Genomic DNA, 18409 nt, shown 5'->3' on the forward strand with positions numbered 1-18409 from the left:
CGATCTCTTTCTGTCACCAGCTTCATCGGAAGTCTCGACGCTGCGTTACATGCCGATCCTCTTGGCTCCCGGTCTTGACCCAACAGAGGCTAAGTGATTTAGTCAGTTTGTGACTTACTCAGCGGCCGAGGTGCCGCCCAGCCTGTCGGACCGGTTGACCGAGTCGATTCTCGGGATCATCCGGGACGGCGGGTTGGGGCCGGGGGATGCGATTCCGTCGGCGCGGGAGCTCGCGAAGCGGTTCGCGATCACGACGCCGACGGTGCGCGAGGCGTTGCGGAAGCTGGAGGCGACCGGGGCGGTCGAGTTCCGGCACGGCTCTGGGACGTACGTCGGGCCGACGATCAACAACGTCGTACTCGCGAATCCGCACCGGCCGCCGATCACCAAGGATTCGGTGCTGCAGCTGATCAGTGCCCGTCTCGTACTCGAGCCGGCCGTCGCCGCGCAATCCGCGGTCGCACGCCAGCCCGAAAATCTGGAGCGCCTCGAGGCCGCGGTCACCAACGCGCTCATCCCACCAGGCGGGCCGGCGTTCGCGCTCAACTTCCACGTCGAGCTCGCCGCTGCGTCCGGAAACCCTTTGTTACAAGAGGTTCTGTCGTCCTTGCTGAAGGTGCGCGTACGTGAGCAGCAGCAGATCCGCGCGCTGTACGACAACCGCGAGCGCGACCACGAAGAGCACCAAGCGATCGTCGAAGCCGTCCGTGCCCAGGACGCCGCCGAGGCCGAACGTCTGACCCGCGAGCACCTCGACAACATCCGCCGGGCCATCGAATCCGCCCCGGAGTGGTCATGAACCTTGCCGAGATGACGACCGACGAAGCGCTCGTCGCTGTACGCCGTTCCCCGCTGGTGATCGTTCCGGTCGGGGCGCAGGAGCAGCACGGTGGCGGGATGGCGATGTCCACCGACACCGTTCGCGCGGTCGGCGTGGCCGAGCGGGTCGCCGAGCGGCTGGCCGGTCGTGCGGTGATCGCGCCGGCCGTTCCGTACGGCGTTTCGCCGCACCACATGGCGTTCGCCGGCACCATGACGTTGTCTCCGGCAACGTTCATGCAAGTACTCCGGGATGTCGTCGCCAGCCTGCACGAACACGGCTGGCAGCGGTTCCTGGTGATCACCGGGCACGGAGGGAACAACGCGGCCCTGTCCGTGCTGGCGCAGGAGTACGTCCGCAGCGAGCTCACGTTCGCGTGGACCCCGGTCACGTCCGTGGTGTCGGACCTGATCACAGGAGTCAGCGAGGTACACGGTCACGCCGGCGAGGCCGAGACCGCGCAGATGCTGTACCTGGCGCCGGACCTGGTCCAGGCCGATCGCCTGGAGCCGGGCGCCACCATGCTCGACGAACTGACCACGACAGCCCGGCTGTCCCGGCAGTCGCGCGGACCGCGGCTGTCTGTCGGGTTCGACGCGTACCACAAGCGTGGCGTACTGGGTGACCCCCGTCGCGCCACCGCCGAGGACGGCCGCCTCCTGGTGGAGACCGCCGCCGACCGGATAGCCGCCTTCGCCGACGAGTTGCTCTCAGCCTGACGCTGCACCACCCCAAGACGCTGGACCTTCGCTCAGGGAGGTCCAGGCGCGAGCCTGCCCGCCTGCAGGCCGCCTGCCCGAGGAGGCACCCCTGATGAACCTCGCACGCCCGAAAACCCTCAGCCTGCACGGTTGGTATACCACCCGGCGGATCGGCGCGCTGCTGGCGTCGGCGGCCCTGGTGACCGCCGCCGCCACGTTGCCCACAGCAACAGCATCCGCAACGTCCACCACGCCAGGCTGTGGCAAGCAAGCCGCTCCGAGCGGCGACTACACCGTGCAGAGTGGCGGGATCACCCGCACCTACCGCCTGCACGTCCCGGACAACTACAAGAGTTCCAAGGCGTCCGAGCTCATTTTGGTATACCACGGTCGCGGCAAGACCGGCGCCCAGACCGAAGCGTTCTCCGACCTCTCGAAACTCGACGCGATCGTTGCCTATCCCAACGGTGTGCTCGGCGACGAGGACAAGCAGGCCTGGCAAGGAGCGCCGTACTCCGCGAAGGGCGTCGACGACGTCAAGTTCACCGCCGACCTGCTGGACGACCTGGAGTCGAAGTACTGCGTCGATACCCGCGCCGTCTACGCGACCGGCAAATCCAACGGCGCCGGCTTCACCGGGATTTTGGCATGCCAAATGGCCGACCGGTTCGCGGCGATCGCTCCGGTCTCCGGCGCGTTCTACATCGAGGGCACGCACTGCGCGCCGAGCCGTCCGATCCCGGTACTCGACATCCACGGCACCGGCGACACGACGATTCCGTACGGCGGTGACGGCGAGCGGGACCTGCCGAGTGTCCAGACCTGGGTCCGCGACTGGACGGTCCGCGATCACTGCAATCCCGATCCGAAGACGAGTCAGCTCGGTGACGACGTACTGAAGTTCACGTACAAGGGCTGCAAGGCTGACGTCGTACACGTCGCGGTCACCGACGGCGGGCACAGCTGGCCGGGCTCGGACTCCACGTCCGGACCCGGGTACGTGACGCAGACCTTCGAAGCGCATGAGCTGATCGGCGACTTCTTCCAAGCGCACCGGTTGAGGAGCTGACATGAGTACGGCTACAACCGCCGACCGCAGGGAGCTGCCCCGGCTGGTTCGGGCGATGGCTGTCATCGAGCGGGTCGGGAACGCACTGCCGCATCCGTTCTGGCTGTTCTGGATCCTGTCCGCGATCCTCGCCGTCGTCAGCGCGATCCTGTCGGCGCTGGATGTCTCGGTGCTCTCGCCCAAGGACGGCAAGGAGGTCGCCGTACAGAACCTGCTGTCCGGCGACGGGCTGCAGATGGCGGTCTCGACGGCGATCTCGAACTTCGCCGAGTTCCCGCCGATGGCGACGATCGTCGTCGTGATCATGGGCGTCGCGCTGGCCGAGCGGACCGGGTTCCTGCAGGCGCTGATGCGGGTCAGCGTGTCGCGGGTGCCTACGTCGATGGTGGTGTTCGCGGTCGCGTTCGCCGGCACGATGGCGCACGTGGCGTCCGCGGCGGCGTACATCATCCTGGTGCCGCTGGGCGGCCTCGCGTTCCGCGCGGTGGGGCGGTCGCCGATCCTCGGCATCGTGGTGGCGTATACCGCGATCGCGTCCGGGTACGACGCGAGCCCGATCCCGACCCCGAACGACGCGATCTTCGCCGGCATCACTACCGCGGCCGCGAAGACGATCGACCCCACAGCGCACGTCTCAGTGTTGTCTAACTGGTTCTTCAACATCGCGTCGTCAGTCCTGCTGGCGCTGGTCATCACGCTGGTCACAAGACTGGTGCTGAGCAAGCGAACCGACCTCGACGCCGACCCGGACGCGCCAGGCGACGATCCCGATCAGCTCGCGGTATCCGTTGCCGAGCGCAAGGGTCTGCGTAGGGCGGGCATCGTGTTCCTGGTCGCCGCGGTGGCGATCGTCGCTGTACTGCTGCCGCACGATTCCCCGCTGCGCGGCAAGGAAGGCAGCATCGTCGACTCCCCGTTCCTGGACGGGATCGCGATGGTCGTCGCCGTGCTGTTCGGTCTCGTCGGCATCACGTACGGCGTCACCGTGAAGGCGATCGAGCGCGCGGCCGACGTACCGAAGTTGATGGCCGAGGGCATCAAACAGATGGCGCCCGTACTGGTGCTGTTCTTCGCGATCGCGCAGTTCCTCGCGTACTTCGACTGGAGCAACATCGGCGACCTGTTGTCGGCAGAATCCGCCCGCTGGCTCGGCGATCTGGGCGCCCCGAAAGTCGTGATCTTCCTAGGCATCCTCGCGCTGCTCACAATCATCAACGTGCTGGTGACGAGCGGCTCGGCGATGTGGTCGCTCACAGCGCCGATCCTGGTCCCGATGATGCTGCTGCTCAACGTCCCTGCCGAGACCACGCAGGCGCTCTTCCGCATCGCCGACTCGGGCTCGACGGCAATCACCCCGATGAGCCCGTACTTCGTGATGGCCCTCGGCTTCCTGCAGCGCTACCGCAAGGACGCCGGCGTAGGCACGCTGGCGTCGTACACCGTGCCACTGGCGGTGTCGATGACCATCGCATGGACCCTGCTGTTCCTGGCCTGGTGGGCCCTAGGCATCCCACTCGGCCCAGGCGCACCAGTCAGATAAGAGGACTACGTCAGGTGACGTTGACTCCGGCTGTGCGTAGGTCGGTCAGTGCCTGCTCGGTGCTGGACGGAGCCACCCCGGCCGTCAGATTGATGAGGACGGTCGTGTCGAAGCCCTCCTTGCGGGCGTCCAACGCAGTGGCCCGGACGCAATAGTCCGTAGCGATCCCGCAGACATCGACGTCGGTCACGCCCTTGCCGCGCAACCAATCGGCCAGGGCGTGACCGCCTTCGTGTGACTTCCCCTCGAACCCCGAGTACGCCGCCGCATACTCGCCCTTGTCGAAGATCGCGTCGAACGGCTGCGGATCCAGGTTCGGGTGGAAGCTGACCCCGTCCGTCCCGGCCACGCAATGCCGCGGCCACGACTGGACGAAGTCGGGCTCCCTGGAGAAGTGGTCACCGGGATCGATGTGGTGATCGCGAGTGGCTACGACGTACGCGTACTGGCGCTCGTCGGGCTCCGCCTCGTGCCACTGGTGGAGGAGTTCGCCGATCCGGAACGCAACGTCGGCGCCGCCCGCGACGGCCAGGCTTCCGCCCTCGCAGAAGTCGTTCTGCACATCCACCACGATCAGTGCCCGGGCCATCGCGACGCTCCTTCATCGGGGAGTTCCCTCTGCCCACGGTACAAGCGTCGGCGCCGTCGCGGCGGTATTGCGCGTCAGGCGGGAAGCAGGGTCCCGCCGGTGACGCGCAGGATCTGGCCCTGGATCGCCTTCGTCCGCGGCGAGGTCAGGAACAGGATTGCGTCCGCGAGTTCGGTCGTCTCCGGCAGGTGCCGCGCGCTGAATCCGGCCGCGATCTGCTCGAGCGCGGCCTGCGGGATCACCCGGTGTTCGCCGTTCTCGAGCGTGATACCGGGCATGACGACGTTGACCAGTACGCCGTCCGCACCCAGGTCGTGCTGCACGCTCGCGACCAACCCGTGCAGGCCGGCCTTGGCCGCGCTGTACGGCCACGAACCGGGCAGACCGCGCTCGGCCAGGTCCGTCGAGATCAGCACGAGACGCCCGTGTCCGGACCGCCGCAGCGCCGGCGCGACCTGCTGGACGAGGTGGAAGTTGCCCTCCAGGTTGGCCCGCATGATCGGCACCCACCACTCCGGCGGCCCGTCCTCGACCTTCGTCGGCCGCTCGTGGAACTCGGCGTTACCCCAGTCGACCGCGTTCCCCACCACGACGTCGAGCCCACCCCAGTGCTCGACGACGGACGAGACTGCCGACGCGATCGTCTCGGGCACACCCAGCTCCATGCCGACGACGTACGCCGTACCGCCCGCCGCCTCGATCTCCGCCGCGACCGCTTCGGCGGCGTCCTTCCGCGAGTTGTAGGTGATCGCGACCCGCGCTCCCTCCGCGCCGTACGCGATCGCCGTCGCCCGCCCGATCCCCGACGATCCGCCCGTCACCAGCACCGCCGCGTCCTTGAATCCCAGGTCCATGACCCGTCCTTCCGGTATTTGTTAGTCGGCTAAGCAGAAAATTTAGCCGACTAATGAACCGGACGCAACCTGACCACGTCCGCCGAATCTCAGGCGTGCGGGCGCACAATGGCGCTCTCCGGGGAAAGGAGCAGCGGTGAGCTTCACCGTGCTGGCCGTGGTGATTGCCGTCGGACTGATCGGTCCGCTGCTGGCGTTGCGGCGCGGTTGGCACATCCCGGTCGTGCTCGGCGAGCTGCTGGCCGGTGTCATCCTGGGCAAGACGGGGTTCGGGTACTTCGTGGCGTCCGACGACAAGTTCACGTTCCTCGCCGATATCGGGTTCGGGCTGGTGATGTTCGTTGCCGGGACCCACGTTCCGGTGCGGGACGAGAGTCTGCGCAAAGCGATCCGGCCCGGGCTGCTCCGCGCCGTGGTGACCGGCATCGTCGCGACCGGTCTCGCCTACGCGCTGAACGCGGTCTTCGACACCGGGCATGTCGCGCTGTACGCCGTACTCATGGCCTCCTCGTCCGCGGCGCTGGTCCTGCCGATCGTCGACTCGCTCGGGCTCGGCGGGCCGCGGGTGGTCGAACTGCTGCCTCAGGTCGCGATCGCCGACGCTGCCTGCATCGTGGCGCTGCCGCTGGCGATCGATCCGCCGCACGCCGGCCGGGCGGCGCTGGGGGCGCTCGCGGTCATCGGTGCGGGGGCGGTGACGTACGTGCTGCTGAACTGGGCAGAGCGGTCCGGCGCTCGGCGTCGGGCGCACAAGGTGTCGGAGGACCGCCAGTTCGCGATCGAACTGCGGGTCAGTCTGATTGTGCTGTTCGCGCTCGCCGGACTGGCGACGGCGACGCATGTGTCGATCATGCTGGCCGGATTCGTCCTCGGGCTGGCGGTCGCGGCCGTGGGTGAGCCGCGGCGGCTGGCGCGGCAGCTGTTCGCGCTGACCGAAGGGTTCCTCGGGCCGGTGTTCTTCGTCTGGCTCGGGGCGTCGCTCGACCTGCGCGAGCTCCTCACCAAACCGGAGTTCATCGGCCTCGGCGCAGCGCTAGGCCTCGGTGCCGTGATCAGTCACCTGTCCGGGATGCTGACTCGGCAGCCCATGAGCCTCGGCGTTCTGGCGTCGGCCCAACTCGGCGTCCCGGTCGCGGCGGCGACGCTCGGTACGACGTTGCACGTGCTCCAGCCGGGGGAGCCGTCCGCGCTGATCCTCGGCGCGCTGGTGACGATCGCGGCCGGCGTCGTCGCGGGCGGCATCGCCGTACGGCGGGGGCTGGTCTCGCCGAAGGCGGTGTCGGGGTGACGGCCGATCCGGTGGCGGCGACTGCGGCGTACGAACGCTGGCTCGCGGACCGGATCCCCGTCGTACCAGAGGATCTCGAGCTCAAGCATCGTGAACTGGCGGCGGATCCGCTGCGCTTCCTGCGCGGGACGTACTACCTCTGGCTCGAGCGCGTCACCGAGCTTGCGCCTTACGTGCTGGACGGTCCGCAGGTGCCGGCCGTCGGTGACCTGCATGTGCAGAACTTCGGGACGTGGCTCGACCATCGCGGCGTACGGCGCTGGGGCGTCAACGATCTCGACGAACTGGCCTGGGGCTCGCCGGCTCTTGACCTGCTCCGGCTAGCGGTCTCGGCCGTGCTGACGCCGCAGGTGTCGATCAGCCCGAAGCGGATCTGTCGCCTGCTCCTCGACACCTGGTCCATGGCGAAACCGGGTCGAGCCGTCGATCTGGCCGACCCGGGCGCCGAGCACCTGCGTGCGCTCGTGCCCAAAGAGACCGACGCCGATCGGTACTACGGCAAGCTGCGTGAGGGCGCGCCGGCGGACCCGTCGGTGCTGCCCGCCGGCGTCCAGGCAGCCGTCAAGATCGACAACGCCTCCTGGCACCATCGTCAGGCGGGCACCGGATCCCTTGGTCATCCGCGGATGGTTGCTGTAGGCAAAGACATTGCGCGCGAGGTGAAGGTCGTCGGTCCACCCACCGCCGGCTACGTCCCGATCGGTGCGCAATCCGACGACCTTCTCTACGGGCGCGTCCTGAGCGCAATTCGCGGACCCTACCCGATGCGTCGCATCGACGGCTGGCAACTCCGCGCCCTGTCCCCGGACGTCGAACGCATCACGATCGAATCCCTCCGCCCGAAAGCCGTCGAACTCGTCCTGACCTCGATGGCCCGAGCCGCCGTCGACGTCCACGGCGTCATCCCGCACCACCTCCACGACGCCCGCGGCCACGTCGAAACCCTCCCGCCGACCTGGCTACTCGACGCCACCCGTCAACTCACCGACGACACCAAGTCCCGCTACGACGAGTACGCCGCCTCAAGTAGTTGAGACGCGCGGCCCACCCTTGGGCCAACCCATCGAGCCGGGCTCCAGCGCCTCGCGGCGGATCCTTTTCTCGATCACGAACTTGCAGGCCGTCTCCTTGATCACCGCACCCAGCCGGCCCGCGATGTAGAGGTTCACCGCTGTGTCGTCCTTGCGCGCGAGTTGCCGGATGCCGGCGTGCCGCCCGAGGCTGACGCAGGCGCCCGTGAACGCGAGGTCGAGCGCCGCCGGCTCCGTCCCCGCGATGCGGCTGAGCACGGTGTTCGCCGCCTGCGCCCCGAGCGGCCCAGCGGCGTACGTGCTCATCCGCAGCGGCCGGCCCGATGGCGCGGCTGCATCGCCGGTCGCGACGATGCGGTCGTCGTCGACGCTGGTCAGCGTCTCGTCCGTGAGCAGCCGACCGAGCGTGTCGGTCTGCAGTCCGCTCGCGGCAGCCAACTCCGGGACGCCGAACCCCGCCGACCAGATCGTCAACGAACTCGCACGCACGGCCCCGCCGGACAGCACGATGGCATCTGCCCGTACTTCGGTCACCCTGTCCGCCTCGAGTACGACGACCCCGTGCCGAGCCAGCCACTTCGTGATGTATCGACGACCCTGCGCGCTGAAGGTCGGCGCAAGCTTTCCGCCACCCACCAGCGTGACCTTACGGCCCTGCTCAGCTAGTTCGGCAGCCGTCTCGATACCGGTCAGCCCGCCGCCGACCACCGTGACCGGAGCATCGCCGGGCAACTCGTCCAGCCGGCCGCGTAGGAGTTGCGCAGCCTCGTACTCCGCGATGTCGAACGCGTACTGCGCCGCGCCGGGCACCGACGACGGAATCGCCGCGGTGCTGCCGACCGCATAGATCACATAGTCGTAGTCCAACGCCTCGCCCGACGCCAGTCGCACAGTGCGGGAGGCGGTGTCGATGTACGTCGCGCTGTCCACGACCAACTGGATGCCTTCGCCGAGCAGCGTGCCGTACTCGATCGTGGCCTCGCCGGTCCGCGCGACGAACTGGTGCAGCCGGATCCGTTCGACGAACTTGGGGCGGGGGTTGACCAGGGTGATGTCGATATCGGCGCGAAGCCGCAGATGGTTCGCTGCGAGCGTTCCGGAGTACCCGCCGCCGATGACGACGACTTTGTGTTCAGACATGGTGGACATTCCTTTCGTTGTCTCACCAGTCCGACAAGCGAGTCCCTCGGAACGTGAGGCCTCACGTTTCGGCGCGCTGCGTTGTCGTACGGTCATGAACGAACGGCGCCAGCTGATCAACCTTGCCTACCGCCTGCTCGGCTCGCTGGCCGACGCGGAGGACGTCGTCCAGGAGGCCTACACCCGTTGGTATGCCATGTCTCCGCACCAGCGGGACGCGATCGCCTCGCCGGGCGCGTGGTTGACGACGGTCACCAGTCGTCTCTGCCTGAACCTGCTCTCGTCGGCACGGGTACGGCGCGAGACGTACGTCGGCGAATGGATCCCTGAGCCGCTGCCGGAACCCACGAGCCTCGACCCGGCCGATCGGGTCACCCTCGACGAGTCGGTGAACATGGCGTTCCTCGTCGTGCTCGAGTCGATGACTCCGGCCGAGCGCGTCGCGTTCGTCCTGCACGACGTCTTCCGGTATCCGTTCGCCGAAGTCGCCCGGATCGTCGGCCGGAGCCCGGCGGCCTGCCGGCAGTTGGCATCGTCGGCGCGTCGACGCATTCGCGACTCGCAGGCGCCCGTGATACCGGCCGCCCGGCAGGCGCAGATCATCAGACAGTTCAAACAGGCGTGGGAGGCCCAGGACATCGAGGCTCTCGTCGGCCTGCTCGATCCCGACGCCACGGTCGTCGCGGACAGCGGCGGGCTGGTCAGCGCCGTACTCGGGCCGATCGAGGGCGCCGAGCGGATCGCGCGGTCGATGCAGAAGTTCGCCGGCAAGCTCCGTGAGCTGACGATCGTGGAACGTACGGTCAACGGCCAGCCCGGGCTGGTGGCCCAGCGGGACGGAGTGACCGTGACGGTGTACGCGTTCGAGGTCGTGGGGGACCGGATCAAGCACATCTGGGGCGTCCGCAACCCGGGCAAGCTCCGGACCTGGGTTCGCGGCATTGTGCGCTGACAGTTATCGTTTGACGGCGCATAGTCACCGAGGGGGGTTCGCTCATGAAGAAGGCTGTCCTGGCAGTTGTCACCGGCGCGGCCGTCGTCGCCGCGGCACTGGTTCCATCGGGGCCGGCGGTGCAGGCGGCTGAGACGGCTGGGCGGGCGCATACCGCCCCGCCTGGTTTCGGCTCGGCGTTGTCGTCGGTGGAGCAGAAGTCGTGGCAGACGAACGCGAGCGTGAACGCGGTCGCCGTGGCGGGCAACCTGGTGTTCGCGGGCGGCCTGTTCACCCGGGTCCGGCCGCCGGGGAAGGCTCGCGGTGTCGGCGACGCGGCACGCAAGTACTTCGTGGTGCTCAACCGGACCACCGGCGTACCGACGCGGTTCGCGCCGCAGGTCAACGGGCCGGTGTGGAGTGTGGCCACATCGCCGGACGGCCGGTGGGTCGTGATCGGCGGTGACTTCACCGTCGTCGACGGCGTGCCGCGGTCGCGGGTGGCGATGTTCGACGTAGCTACCGGCAAGCTGGTCTCCGGGTGGGACCCGGTGGTCAACTTCCGGGTCGCGGCCCTGAAGATCACCGCGAAGACGGTCTACCTCGGCGGCTCGTTCGGCCAGGTGGACAAGATGGCGCGCAGCCGTCTCGCCGCGGTCACGCTGAGCACCGGCACGCTGCTGCCGTGGAGCCCGGACGCGAACGACGACGTCCATGCGATCGAGGTGTCCACCGATGGCGATCGGGTGTTCGTCGGCGGCGGCTTCACCCGGATCGACGGCCGGTACGATCACGCCCTCGCGATGCTGAACGCCAAGACCGGCGCACTACTGTCGATGCGCGCGTCCGGGGCGATCCCGGCGAAGACCGATGACTGCAACAGCCAGGTGAAGGACCTCGAAGTCCAAGGAAACAAGGTCTTCGCGGCCAACGCCGGCTCGGGTATCGGCTGCTACGACGGGGTCCTGGCCGCGGACGCGACGACAGGCAAGCTGATCTGGCAGAGCCACTGCCTGGGCGCGACCGAGGCGATCAAGGCGATCGGCAACTGGCTGTACAAGGGATCGCACGCGCACGACTGCAGCTCCGACGGCGGGTTCCCGGACAAGACCGGGATGCACCACCTGCTCGTCTACAGCACGATCACCGGCAAGCTCGGCCCGTGGTTCCCGAACACCGATGCGGGCGGGGAGACTCTCGTCGGCCCGCTGGCGTTCGCGTCCGGCGGCAACGACCTGTGGGCCGGCGGCGACTTCACCGAGGTGAACGGCCTACCGCAGGAAGGCCTGACGCGATTCAGCAGCGCCCCGGGTGGAGCCGCCCCGGTCCGGCCGGCCGCCCCGAAGGTCGCCAGCGCCCGGGCCAACAAGGTGACGATCAGCTTCCCGACCGTGCTCGACCGCGACAACCTCACCCTCACCTACCTGCTGTACCGCGGCAGCACGCGCATCGGCAGCTGGTCGCGTACGTCGAACTCCTGGACGAAGCCGACCGTCACGACCGTCACGGACGGGCGTCTGACCAGCGGCCAGGCGCTGTCCTACCACCTCGAGGTCAGCGACGGCCGCAACCTCCAGAAAAGCCCAACGGCAAAAGTCAAGGTCCGTTAGGCTGGCCGTCGAGTCGAAGCCTTCAAGGAGTTGGGGATGCCCGGTCAACCGGGCACGCGCTGACCGTCACCGTCATCGCGTGCCGCCTGCAGCAGTCGTCGCGGAGTGGCACCTTTCCTTGGGGCTTCGTCATGTCGCTGTGGACGCATCGTGATTTCGTTCGGCTCTGGACAGGCCAGAGTGCATCTCAACTCGCAAGCTTCGCCGCTCAGGTGACCCTGCCGCTGGTCGCGGTCACCTCACTCGGCGCCGCCGCCGCACAACTCGGTGTGCTGCGTGCCGTGCAGCAACTCCCGATCCTGTTGTTCTCGCTGGTGGTCGGCGTACTGGTCGACCGCTGGCGGTTCCGGACAGTGCTGGTGGCCGCGGATCTGGGCCGTGCGCTGGTGTTCGCATCGGTCCCGCTCGGGCTGGGGCTCGGGTTGCCGTTCCTGTACGTCGTGGGCTTCGTGGCCGGGACGTTCACGGTCTGCTTCGACGTGGCATACCAATCCGCGTTGCCGCGCCTCGTCGAGCGGAATCAGCTTGCCCAAGGCAACAGCATGCTCGAGACGACGCGATCCGCTGCTCAGATATCTGGGCCGGCGCTCGGCGGTGGACTCGTGTCGTTGCTGACCGCACCGATCGCGATTCTCTCCAGCGCCGCGCTGTTCGCGTTCTCGAGTTTGTCCGTCGCTCAGATCCGCAATCGGACAACAACCGGTGTTCCGCGGACAGGTGTACTGCGCCAGATCGGCGAGGGCCTCCGGATCGTGCGGCACGACAAGTCGTTGCGGGCGATCTCGGCCGCGACCTGTGTGTACCAGTTCGGCTTCACCGCATTGACCACGGTCTATCTGCTGTTCCTGAGCCGCACCCTCGACCTGCCGAGTGCGGTCGTCGGCCTGGTGCTGGCGTCGTTCGGCCCCGGCGTACTGATCGGCTCGTTGCTCTCCGCCTGGCTGCCGAGACGCTTCGGCTACGGCCCGGTCGTCGTCTTCGCCGCATTGATCTCGGATCTCGTCATGCTGACCACCTCGACGTTGCGCGGCTCCGGACCGCTGACGATTGCCGCCCTGATCGTCATCAACATCCTGTACGGCGCGCTCAGCCAGTCCGTCGACGTCGCGGTCACCGCGATCCGCCAACTGATAACACCATTGGAGGTCCAGGGCCGAGTCGTTGCCACGATCAACTTTCTCGGGTTGGGGCTGACTCCGTTCGGCGCGTTGCTCGGCGGCGCCGCGGCCGGAGCGCTGGGAATCCGGGCTGCCTTGCTGATGTCGACCCTGGCGCTGTTTCTCTCCCCGCTCTGCCTGAGCCTGTCCCCGCTGGCGCGGTTACGTCAGTTCAGCGAGTAAAGCTTGGTTCGCAGCCCGGTGGCGTACGCCGGGAAGCGCTCATCGGCCAGCGCCAACGCTTCGTGGAGGTAGTCGATCGCCGCCTGCTGCTGGATCAGACCGCGCAGGCGTCGAGTTCACCGCGTTCGCGATGCAGGGTCGCCGTCCGGACCGCGGTCTCGAACGAGGTGATGTCGAGCGCGTCGTCGTCCAGCCGGAGCCGGTAGCCCTCCGGCGTACGCTCGAGGACATCGGGCGGGAGCACCCGGCGCAGCCGATAGACGTCCGGCGGCAGCACCTTGAGACCGGTGCCGGGAGGGTTGTCTTGCCAGACGAGATCGAAGAGCTCCTGGGGAGTGCAGACCTCGTTCGCCCGCAACGCGAGCACGGCCAGCAGCGTCTGCAGGCGCTGCGCGCCGACAGGTAGTTGGCGACCTTGCCAGTACACCCCCAACGGTCCGAGCAGCTCGATCCGTAGCTGAGAGGTCACCCACCGCAGTTTGCCTTGTTGCCGGATCACCCGGCAACGGACGTCTCACCGGCGCAGGTGTGATTGGGTGGTCGGCATGACGGGCGCGGAGCACTTGGCGGTGATCGCTGCCGGGCTCGGTGCAGGCATCCTGACCTCAACCGTCGGCGTCGCGTCGCTGCTGAGCTTCCCGGTGCTGATCGCGCTGGGAATCCCGCCCGTGGTCGCCAACGCGTCGAACACTCTCGGGCTGTTGCCGGGCGCACTGAGCGGCGCGTTCGGGTACCGGCGTGAGTTGCGCGAGGTGCCACGCCACCAGGTGGTTGCCGTCGTGGTGATCTGTGCCGTCGGCGCGATCGGTGGCGCTTCCCTGCTGCTGGCGTTGCCGTCGCGCGTATTCGCATCGGCAGCGCCTTGGCTGATCCTCTTCACCTGCCTGATCGTCGGCGTCCAGCCCTGGATCTCCCGTTGGCTGCGTGCCCGGTCCGGCCACCCGCACGTGCTGCGCAGATCGATGTCACCGGCAACGACTGTGTTCACCGCGTTGACCGGCGTGTACGGCGGCTACTTCGGTGCCGGCGCCGGCGTGATGATGATGGCCGTCCTCGGCCTCGGGCTCGACCTGGAGCTGCGGATCGTCAACGGTCTCAAGACGCTCGCGCTCCTCGCGGCCAACCTCGTCGCCAGCATCATCTTCATCTTCATCGCCGACCTCGACCTGACCGCGAGCGGCCTGCTCGCGGCCGGCTCCATCGTCGGCGGGTACGTCGGGGCCCACATCGGCCGACGGCTCCCGGAAACCTTGCTCAGGGTGCTGATCATGCTCGCCGGCGTGGTCGCCGCCGTACTCATGCTGCGCTAGACGTGCTGTGAGATGGCCGCGGCCGCGATCAGTAGGCAGATGCCGCCGTTCAGGTACGGGTGGCTGAACAGGATCGCGACGAACTCGCGGATCGTTGCCGTCGGCCAGTAGTACGCCGCGGTGGGGGAGCCGATCACCTGGCCGTTCACCTTGGCCTTGCGAGCCGTCATCGCCGCGCGGAACGCGTGGAAGTTGTTCGTCACGATCAGGCAGCGGTACTTCGGCGTCCGCGCGACCATCAGCTCCCGGCTGAAGGTCAGGTTCTCCAGCGTGCTGGTCGACCGATCCTCGCGCAGGATCCGGTCGTCCGGAACGCCGCGCTCGATCAGGTACGACGCCATCGCGTGCGACTCCGGAACCTCCTCGTCGGGGCCTTGGCCGCCGGACGTGATCATCATCGGCGTACGACCCTTGCGCAGCGCCCGGTCGTACACCTGCTTGCCACGGTCCAGCCGGCTCGCGAGCAGCGGCGTGACCCGCGACCCGCGCAGGCCGGCGCCGAGCACGATCACGAAGTCGACCTTCCGGGACGAGCGGACCCGGCTGTAGACGAACGCGTACACCAGGAAGCAGACGAACAGGAACGCGATGTAGGTCAGCACCCCGATCAGCACCGAGCGCAGCGCCGCCAGCGGCTCCCAGCCGATCTTCTGCACCGCCACGCTGAACACGACGAACCCGATGATGCCCAGCCCCGCGAGCAGCGACAGCAGGTTCTTCGGCCGCCGGCCTTCCCGGCGCAGCATCGTGATGCCGTTGACCACCAGGAACACCGCGAGGACGGCGATCGCCACCGGAATGATGCCGAGGATCCCCAGCACGAGCCAGCGGGCCGCGGTGTTGTTGAACGCGTCGACGACGAAGATCATCCCGATCCCCGCGAACATCAGCGTCAGGACCAGAAAGATCCCGTTCTTGAACAGCCGCCGGTCCCGCAAGAAGCTGACCGCAAACACGACGAACCAGAACGCGGCGATCAGGAAGGCGTACATCGTGCACATGAAATCACGGCGGCCTGACCAGAACCTGGAACCGCAGGGTTCGTGAGTGTCCCGCATGTGCGAGGCTGACGCCATGAGCGGTGTGACTAACTGGGCCGGCAACGTCAGATTCGCCAGTGAGCTGCAGCGGCCTCGGTCCGTCGAGGAACTGCAGGAGCTGGTCGCGGCGGCGGAGAAGGTGCGGGTGCTCGGGACCGGGCACTCGTTCAACCGGATCGCGGACAGCACCGGCACGTTGGTGAGCGTCGCCGACCTGCCTGCTGCCGTCGAGGTCGGCGAGCGTGGCGTGACGGTCTCGGCCGGCTTGCGGTACGGCGAGATCACGGCTGCGCTTCAGGCCCAGGGGCTCGCGCTGCACAACCTCGGATCGTTGCCGCACATCTCGGTGGCCGGCGCCTGTGCGACCGGGACGCACGGGTCGGGGGACGGGAACGGGCCGCTGGCCGATGCGGTCAACGCGATCACGTTCGTGGATGCGCGCGGCGAGCTCGTGACGCTGACCCGTGACGACGAGGACTTCGCCGGGTCGGTCGTCTCGCTCGGTGCGCTCGGCGTGACGGTGAGCATGACGCTCGACGTGCAACCGGCGTACCAGATCAGCCAGGTGGTGTACGACGGGTTGCCGGTCGAGCGCCTCGGGTCGGACTTCGGCGAGGTGATGGGGAGCGCGTACAGCGTCAGCGCGTTCACCGACTGGGTCGACCCGGATGTGATGGTCTGGCGGAAGTCGCGTGATCTCGGCGAGCCTGCGCCGGAGTGGCTGGGTGCTCGCCTGGCGGATGGGCCGCGGCACCCGATCAAGGTGATGCCGGCCGACTACGCGACCCAGCAGGGCGGCGTACCGGGTCCTTGGAACGAGCGGCTCCCGCACTTCCGGCTCGAGTTCACCCCGAGCAACGGCGACGAGCTGCAGTCGGAGTACTTCGTACCCCGGGAGCGTGCGGCCGAGGCGATCGAGGTACTACGGGCCTTGGGCAACCAGTTTGCGCCGGTGATCCAGGTGTCCGAGGTGCGGACGATCGCGGCCGACGAGCTGTGGCTGAGCCCGAGCCAGGGCCGGGACACGGTCGCGCTGCACTTCACGTGGATCCAGGACGAGGCTGCGGTCCGGCCGGTCGTCGCTGCGATCGAGGAGGGGCTCGCCTCGCTCGACGTACGACCGCACTGGGGCAAGGTCTTCGCTGCCGACGCCGCGACGCTGGCCGAGCGGTACCCCAAGGTGAAGGACTTCATCGCGCTGGCGGCGAAGTACGACCCAGCGGGCAAGTTCCGCAACGAGTACCTCGACACGTTCCTGCCTACGAGCTGAGCTCGACCAAGGAGAGCGGGAGATCCTCGATCCGGTACGCCGGGGCCGGTGTCCGCAGCAGCGTGCCGCCAACGTGGCGGGCGCTGTTGCTGAGCACGATCCGGCCCTGATCGTTGACGATGGCAACCTTCCGGTGGGTCGCCCGCAGGCACGGCAGGATCGCCTTCTCGAACGTGAAGACCCGGACATCGGCCCCGGCCACGCCGACGAACCGCTGTGGTGGCGTTTCCGATCGCTGTGTACATGTCGAAGGTGGCGGGTCCGGGGTTGCGGCGGTTCCTGCTGGTGGCGGTGTTGATGCCGTTGTGGGCCAGCTACCTGGTGAAGGCGTACGCGTGGCGCGGGATGTTCTCCGAGGGTGGGCTGGTGTCGTCGGCCTTCGAGGCGGTCGGCCTGAAGTCGCCGGGGTACGGGCTGACCGCGACGGTGGTGACGCTGGCCTACCTGTGGTTGCCGTACATGATCCTGCCGATCTACGCCGGCCTCGAACGGCTTCCGAACTCGTTGCTGGAGGCATCGGCTGACCTGGGCGGCCGGACTCTGCAGACGCTGCGGCGGATCGTTCTGCCGACCATCCTGCCAGCTGTGGCAGCGGGCTCGATCTTCACGTTCAGCCTGACGCTGGGTGACTACATCGCCGTGCGGATCGTCGGCGGCACCAATCAGCTGCTGGGCAACGTTGTGTACGACAACGTTGGCGCGGCCAACAACCTGCCGTTCGCGGCCGCCGTGGCGACGGTGCCGGTCGTCGTGATGCTGGTCTACCTGGCCGCGGTACGTCGTACCGGAGCGATGGAGAGCCTCTGATGACGATGTCGCGCTCTACCCGGATCGTGCTGCGGATCCTGACCGTGCTCGTTCTCGCGCTGATCTATGTGCCGCTGCTGCTCGTGCTGGTGAACTCGTTCAGCGTGAACAAGACGTTCGCCTGGCCGCCGCGGGCCTTCACCCTCGAGTGGTGGCGGCGCGCGGCCGAGAGTCAGGGCGCGCTGGACGCCCTCTGGGTGAGCGTACGGGTCGGGCTGGCCGCGACCGTGGTCGCACTGGTGCTCGGCACGATGATCGCCTTCGCGCTGCAGCGGTTCCGGTTCTACGGCCGCGAAGTCGTGTCGTTGCTGGTGATCCTGCCGATCGCGCTGCCGGGCATCGTCACCGGGATCGCGCTGAACAACGCGTTCCGGACCATCTTCGGGTGGCAGCTCGGGTTCGTCACGATCGTGATCGCGCATGCGACGTTCTGCATCGTGACGGTGTTCAACAACGTGATCGTCCGGTTGCGCCGTACCGGCGTCGCGCTCGAGCAGGCCTCGGCGGATCTGGGTGCGTCCGGGTTCACGACGTTCCGCCTGGTGACGTTCCCGATGATCCGGTCGGCCTTGCTGGCCGGTGCGTTGCTCGCGTTCGCGTTGTCGTTCGACGAGATCGTCGTGACCACGTTCACCGCGGGTGCCGACGTACAGACGCTGCCGATCTGGATCTTCAACAACCTCTTCCGGCCGAACCAGGCGCCGATCGTCAACGTCGTCGCGGCGGCGCTGATCCTGATCTCGGTGATCCCGGTCTGGCTGGCGCAGAAACTGTCCGGCGACGCGGAATCGCTCGGCGCCGGCCGCTGACTGAGGGATGTCGCGCGGATCACACCGGCGGACAGCAACTGCCGAGCCTGTCGCCCGCGTCATTGAGATGTGGGGATCCTCGACAAAACTGTCACGACGATTTTCGCTCTCCTGGCCGGTGTTGCCCTGGTCGGTTGCGCTGCCGACCTCAGCACGGTGGTGGCGCCGGACAACGTCCGCGAGCTCCACGCCTATCAGACTGCGCCGCGCTGCCCGGTGGCTCCGTCCACAGCGGCCGAATGCCGGTGGACGGAGGAGTT

19 protein-coding genes are annotated in these 18409 nt (G+C 67.9%); 13 read left to right on the forward strand and 6 right to left on the reverse strand.

The genetic code is table 11. The features are described 5' to 3' along the window. Positions 1 to 109 precede the first annotated feature (109 nt). From EV645_RS17460 to EV645_RS17475, 4 genes are all read left to right on the forward strand, one after another. Positions 110 to 799 (forward strand): FadR/GntR family transcriptional regulator, encoded by a 690-nt coding sequence (locus tag EV645_RS17460; RefSeq protein ID WP_233714572.1) that lies wholly within the window; start codon positions 110 to 112, stop codon positions 797 to 799. Beyond that, positions 796 to 1539 (forward strand): creatininase family protein, encoded by a 744-nt coding sequence (locus EV645_RS17465; RefSeq protein ID WP_130444942.1) that lies wholly within the window; start codon positions 796 to 798, stop codon positions 1537 to 1539. The genes EV645_RS17460 and EV645_RS17465 overlap by 4 nt, the downstream gene beginning before the upstream one ends. A gap of 94 nt (positions 1540 to 1633) precedes the next feature. Beyond that, on the forward strand, positions 1634 to 2590 hold the full coding sequence (locus tag EV645_RS17470) for a CE1 family esterase (RefSeq protein WP_130444943.1): 957 nt from the start codon (positions 1634 to 1636) through the stop codon (positions 2588 to 2590). Position 2591: 1 nt separating this feature from the next. Next, positions 2592 to 4130, forward strand: a complete 1539-nt coding sequence (locus EV645_RS17475) for an AbgT family transporter (protein WP_130444944.1) — start codon at positions 2592 to 2594, stop codon at positions 4128 to 4130. Positions 4131 to 4140: 10 nt separating this feature from the next. Here the strand turns inward: EV645_RS17475 and EV645_RS17480 are convergent, their stop codons facing one another. Continuing rightward, entirely contained in the window at positions 4141 to 4719 is a 579-nt protein-coding gene (locus tag EV645_RS17480) for a nicotinamidase (RefSeq protein WP_130444945.1), read from the reverse strand. Between the two features lie 74 nt (positions 4720 to 4793). Beyond that, the gene (locus EV645_RS17485) at positions 4794 to 5573 is read right to left on the reverse strand and encodes an SDR family NAD(P)-dependent oxidoreductase (protein ID WP_130444946.1); all 780 of its coding nucleotides are present in this window, start codon (positions 5571 to 5573) and stop codon (positions 4794 to 4796) included. A 136-nt stretch (positions 5574 to 5709) separates the two neighbouring features. Here EV645_RS17485 and EV645_RS17490 point away from each other — a divergent pair, with 136 nt between their 5' ends. Both EV645_RS17490 and EV645_RS17495 read left to right on the forward strand, forming a co-directional pair. Beyond that, complete coding sequence (locus tag EV645_RS17490) at positions 5710 to 6861, forward strand: cation:proton antiporter (RefSeq protein ID WP_130444947.1); 1152 nt, start codon at positions 5710 to 5712, stop codon at positions 6859 to 6861. Next, positions 6858 to 7895 (forward strand): DUF2252 family protein, encoded by a 1038-nt coding sequence (locus EV645_RS17495; RefSeq protein WP_130444948.1) that lies wholly within the window; start codon positions 6858 to 6860, stop codon positions 7893 to 7895. Before EV645_RS17490 ends, EV645_RS17495 begins: the two co-directional genes overlap by 4 nt. On the opposite strand, the gene EV645_RS17500 is transcribed toward EV645_RS17495, so the two are convergent. Then, positions 7884 to 9032, reverse strand: a complete 1149-nt coding sequence (locus EV645_RS17500; protein WP_130444949.1) for an NAD(P)/FAD-dependent oxidoreductase — start codon at positions 9030 to 9032, stop codon at positions 7884 to 7886. The two genes, EV645_RS17495 and EV645_RS17500, sit on opposite strands and share 12 nt — an antisense overlap. Before the next feature lie 94 nt (positions 9033 to 9126). Between EV645_RS17500 and sigJ the strand changes: the two genes are divergently transcribed. The 3 genes from sigJ to EV645_RS17515 all read left to right on the forward strand — a co-directional run bounded on the left by sigJ (position 9127) and on the right by EV645_RS17515 (position 12913). Further along, positions 9127 to 9984 carry an RNA polymerase sigma factor SigJ gene (gene sigJ / locus EV645_RS17505; protein WP_242000478.1) on the forward strand — a complete coding sequence of 286 codons (858 nt, stop codon included), beginning with the start codon at positions 9127 to 9129 and terminating at the stop codon, positions 9982 to 9984. Positions 9985 to 10028: 44 nt separating this feature from the next. After that, positions 10029 to 11573: a WD40 repeat domain-containing protein gene (locus EV645_RS17510; protein WP_130444951.1), complete on the forward strand. Its 1545-nt coding sequence runs from the start codon at positions 10029 to 10031 to the stop codon at positions 11571 to 11573. Positions 11574 to 11704: 131 nt separating this feature from the next. Further along, complete coding sequence (locus tag EV645_RS17515; protein ID WP_130444952.1) at positions 11705 to 12913, forward strand: MFS transporter; 1209 nt, start codon at positions 11705 to 11707, stop codon at positions 12911 to 12913. A gap of 94 nt (positions 12914 to 13007) precedes the next feature. On the opposite strand, the gene EV645_RS17520 is transcribed toward EV645_RS17515, so the two are convergent. After that, entirely contained in the window at positions 13008 to 13382 is a 375-nt protein-coding gene (locus EV645_RS17520; protein WP_157997091.1) for an AfsR/SARP family transcriptional regulator, read from the reverse strand. Positions 13383 to 13458: 76 nt separating this feature from the next. Between EV645_RS17520 and EV645_RS17525 the strand changes: the two genes are divergently transcribed. Continuing rightward, positions 13459 to 14223 (forward strand): sulfite exporter TauE/SafE family protein, encoded by a 765-nt coding sequence (locus EV645_RS17525; protein WP_130444954.1) that lies wholly within the window; start codon positions 13459 to 13461, stop codon positions 14221 to 14223. Here EV645_RS17525 and EV645_RS17530 read toward each other — a convergent pair. Then, complete coding sequence (locus tag EV645_RS17530; RefSeq protein ID WP_130444955.1) at positions 14220 to 15215, reverse strand: ElyC/SanA/YdcF family protein; 996 nt, start codon at positions 15213 to 15215, stop codon at positions 14220 to 14222. The two genes, EV645_RS17525 and EV645_RS17530, sit on opposite strands and share 4 nt — an antisense overlap. A gap of 82 nt (positions 15216 to 15297) precedes the next feature. On the opposite strand from EV645_RS17530, the gene EV645_RS17535 reads away from it, so the two are divergent. After that, positions 15298 to 16533, forward strand: coding sequence for a D-arabinono-1,4-lactone oxidase (locus tag EV645_RS17535; protein WP_130444956.1), 1236 nt, complete (start codon positions 15298 to 15300; stop codon positions 16531 to 16533). Here the strand turns inward: EV645_RS17535 and EV645_RS17540 are convergent. Beyond that, positions 16523 to 16735 carry a hypothetical protein gene (locus tag EV645_RS17540; RefSeq protein ID WP_130444957.1) on the reverse strand — a complete coding sequence of 71 codons (213 nt, stop codon included), beginning with the start codon at positions 16733 to 16735 and terminating at the stop codon, positions 16523 to 16525. The two genes, EV645_RS17535 and EV645_RS17540, sit on opposite strands and share 11 nt — an antisense overlap. 17 nt (positions 16736 to 16752) lie before the next feature. On the opposite strand from EV645_RS17540, the gene EV645_RS17545 reads away from it, so the two are divergent. Beyond that, complete coding sequence (locus EV645_RS17545; RefSeq protein ID WP_242000479.1) at positions 16753 to 17340, forward strand: ABC transporter permease; 588 nt, start codon at positions 16753 to 16755, stop codon at positions 17338 to 17340. Continuing rightward, positions 17340 to 18149: an ABC transporter permease gene (locus EV645_RS17550; protein ID WP_130444959.1), complete on the forward strand. Its 810-nt coding sequence runs from the start codon at positions 17340 to 17342 to the stop codon at positions 18147 to 18149. Before EV645_RS17545 ends, EV645_RS17550 begins: the two co-directional genes overlap by 1 nt. Positions 18150 to 18409 lie beyond the last annotated feature (260 nt).

It is taken from the genome of Kribbella rubisoli, from assembly GCF_004217145.1.
GTDB classification, from domain to species: Bacteria; Actinomycetota; Actinomycetes; order Propionibacteriales; family Kribbellaceae; genus Kribbella; species Kribbella rubisoli.

Bases quoted from the DNA above. Each gene is read 5' to 3' on its own strand.
- EV645_RS17470 (WP_130444943.1), top strand. From the start codon at position 1,634: ATGAACCTCGCACGCCCGAAAACCCTCAGCCTGCACGGTTGGTATACC.
- EV645_RS17510 (WP_130444951.1), top strand. From the start codon at position 10,029: ATGAAGAAGGCTGTCCTGGCAGTTGTCACCGGCGCGGCCGTCGTCGCC.
- EV645_RS17530 (WP_130444955.1), bottom strand. From the start codon at position 15,215: ATGTACGCCTTCCTGATCGCCGCGTTCTGGTTCGTCGTGTTTGCGGTC.
- EV645_RS17500 (WP_130444949.1), bottom strand. From the start codon at position 9,032: ATGTCTGAACACAAAGTCGTCGTCATCGGCGGCGGGTACTCCGGAACG.
- EV645_RS17550 (WP_130444959.1), top strand. From the start codon at position 17,340: ATGACGATGTCGCGCTCTACCCGGATCGTGCTGCGGATCCTGACCGTG.
- EV645_RS17480 (WP_130444945.1), bottom strand. From the start codon at position 4,719: ATGGCCCGGGCACTGATCGTGGTGGATGTGCAGAACGACTTCTGCGAG.
- EV645_RS17465 (WP_130444942.1), top strand. From the start codon at position 796: ATGAACCTTGCCGAGATGACGACCGACGAAGCGCTCGTCGCTGTACGC.
- EV645_RS17475 (WP_130444944.1), top strand. From the start codon at position 2,592: ATGAGTACGGCTACAACCGCCGACCGCAGGGAGCTGCCCCGGCTGGTT.
- EV645_RS17515 (WP_130444952.1), top strand. From the start codon at position 11,705: ATGTCGCTGTGGACGCATCGTGATTTCGTTCGGCTCTGGACAGGCCAG.
- EV645_RS17525 (WP_130444954.1), top strand. From the start codon at position 13,459: ATGACGGGCGCGGAGCACTTGGCGGTGATCGCTGCCGGGCTCGGTGCA.
- EV645_RS17485 (WP_130444946.1), bottom strand. From the start codon at position 5,573: ATGGACCTGGGATTCAAGGACGCGGCGGTGCTGGTGACGGGCGGATCG.
- sigJ (WP_242000478.1), top strand. From the start codon at position 9,127: ATGAACGAACGGCGCCAGCTGATCAACCTTGCCTACCGCCTGCTCGGC.
- EV645_RS17535 (WP_130444956.1), top strand. From the start codon at position 15,298: ATGAGCGGTGTGACTAACTGGGCCGGCAACGTCAGATTCGCCAGTGAG.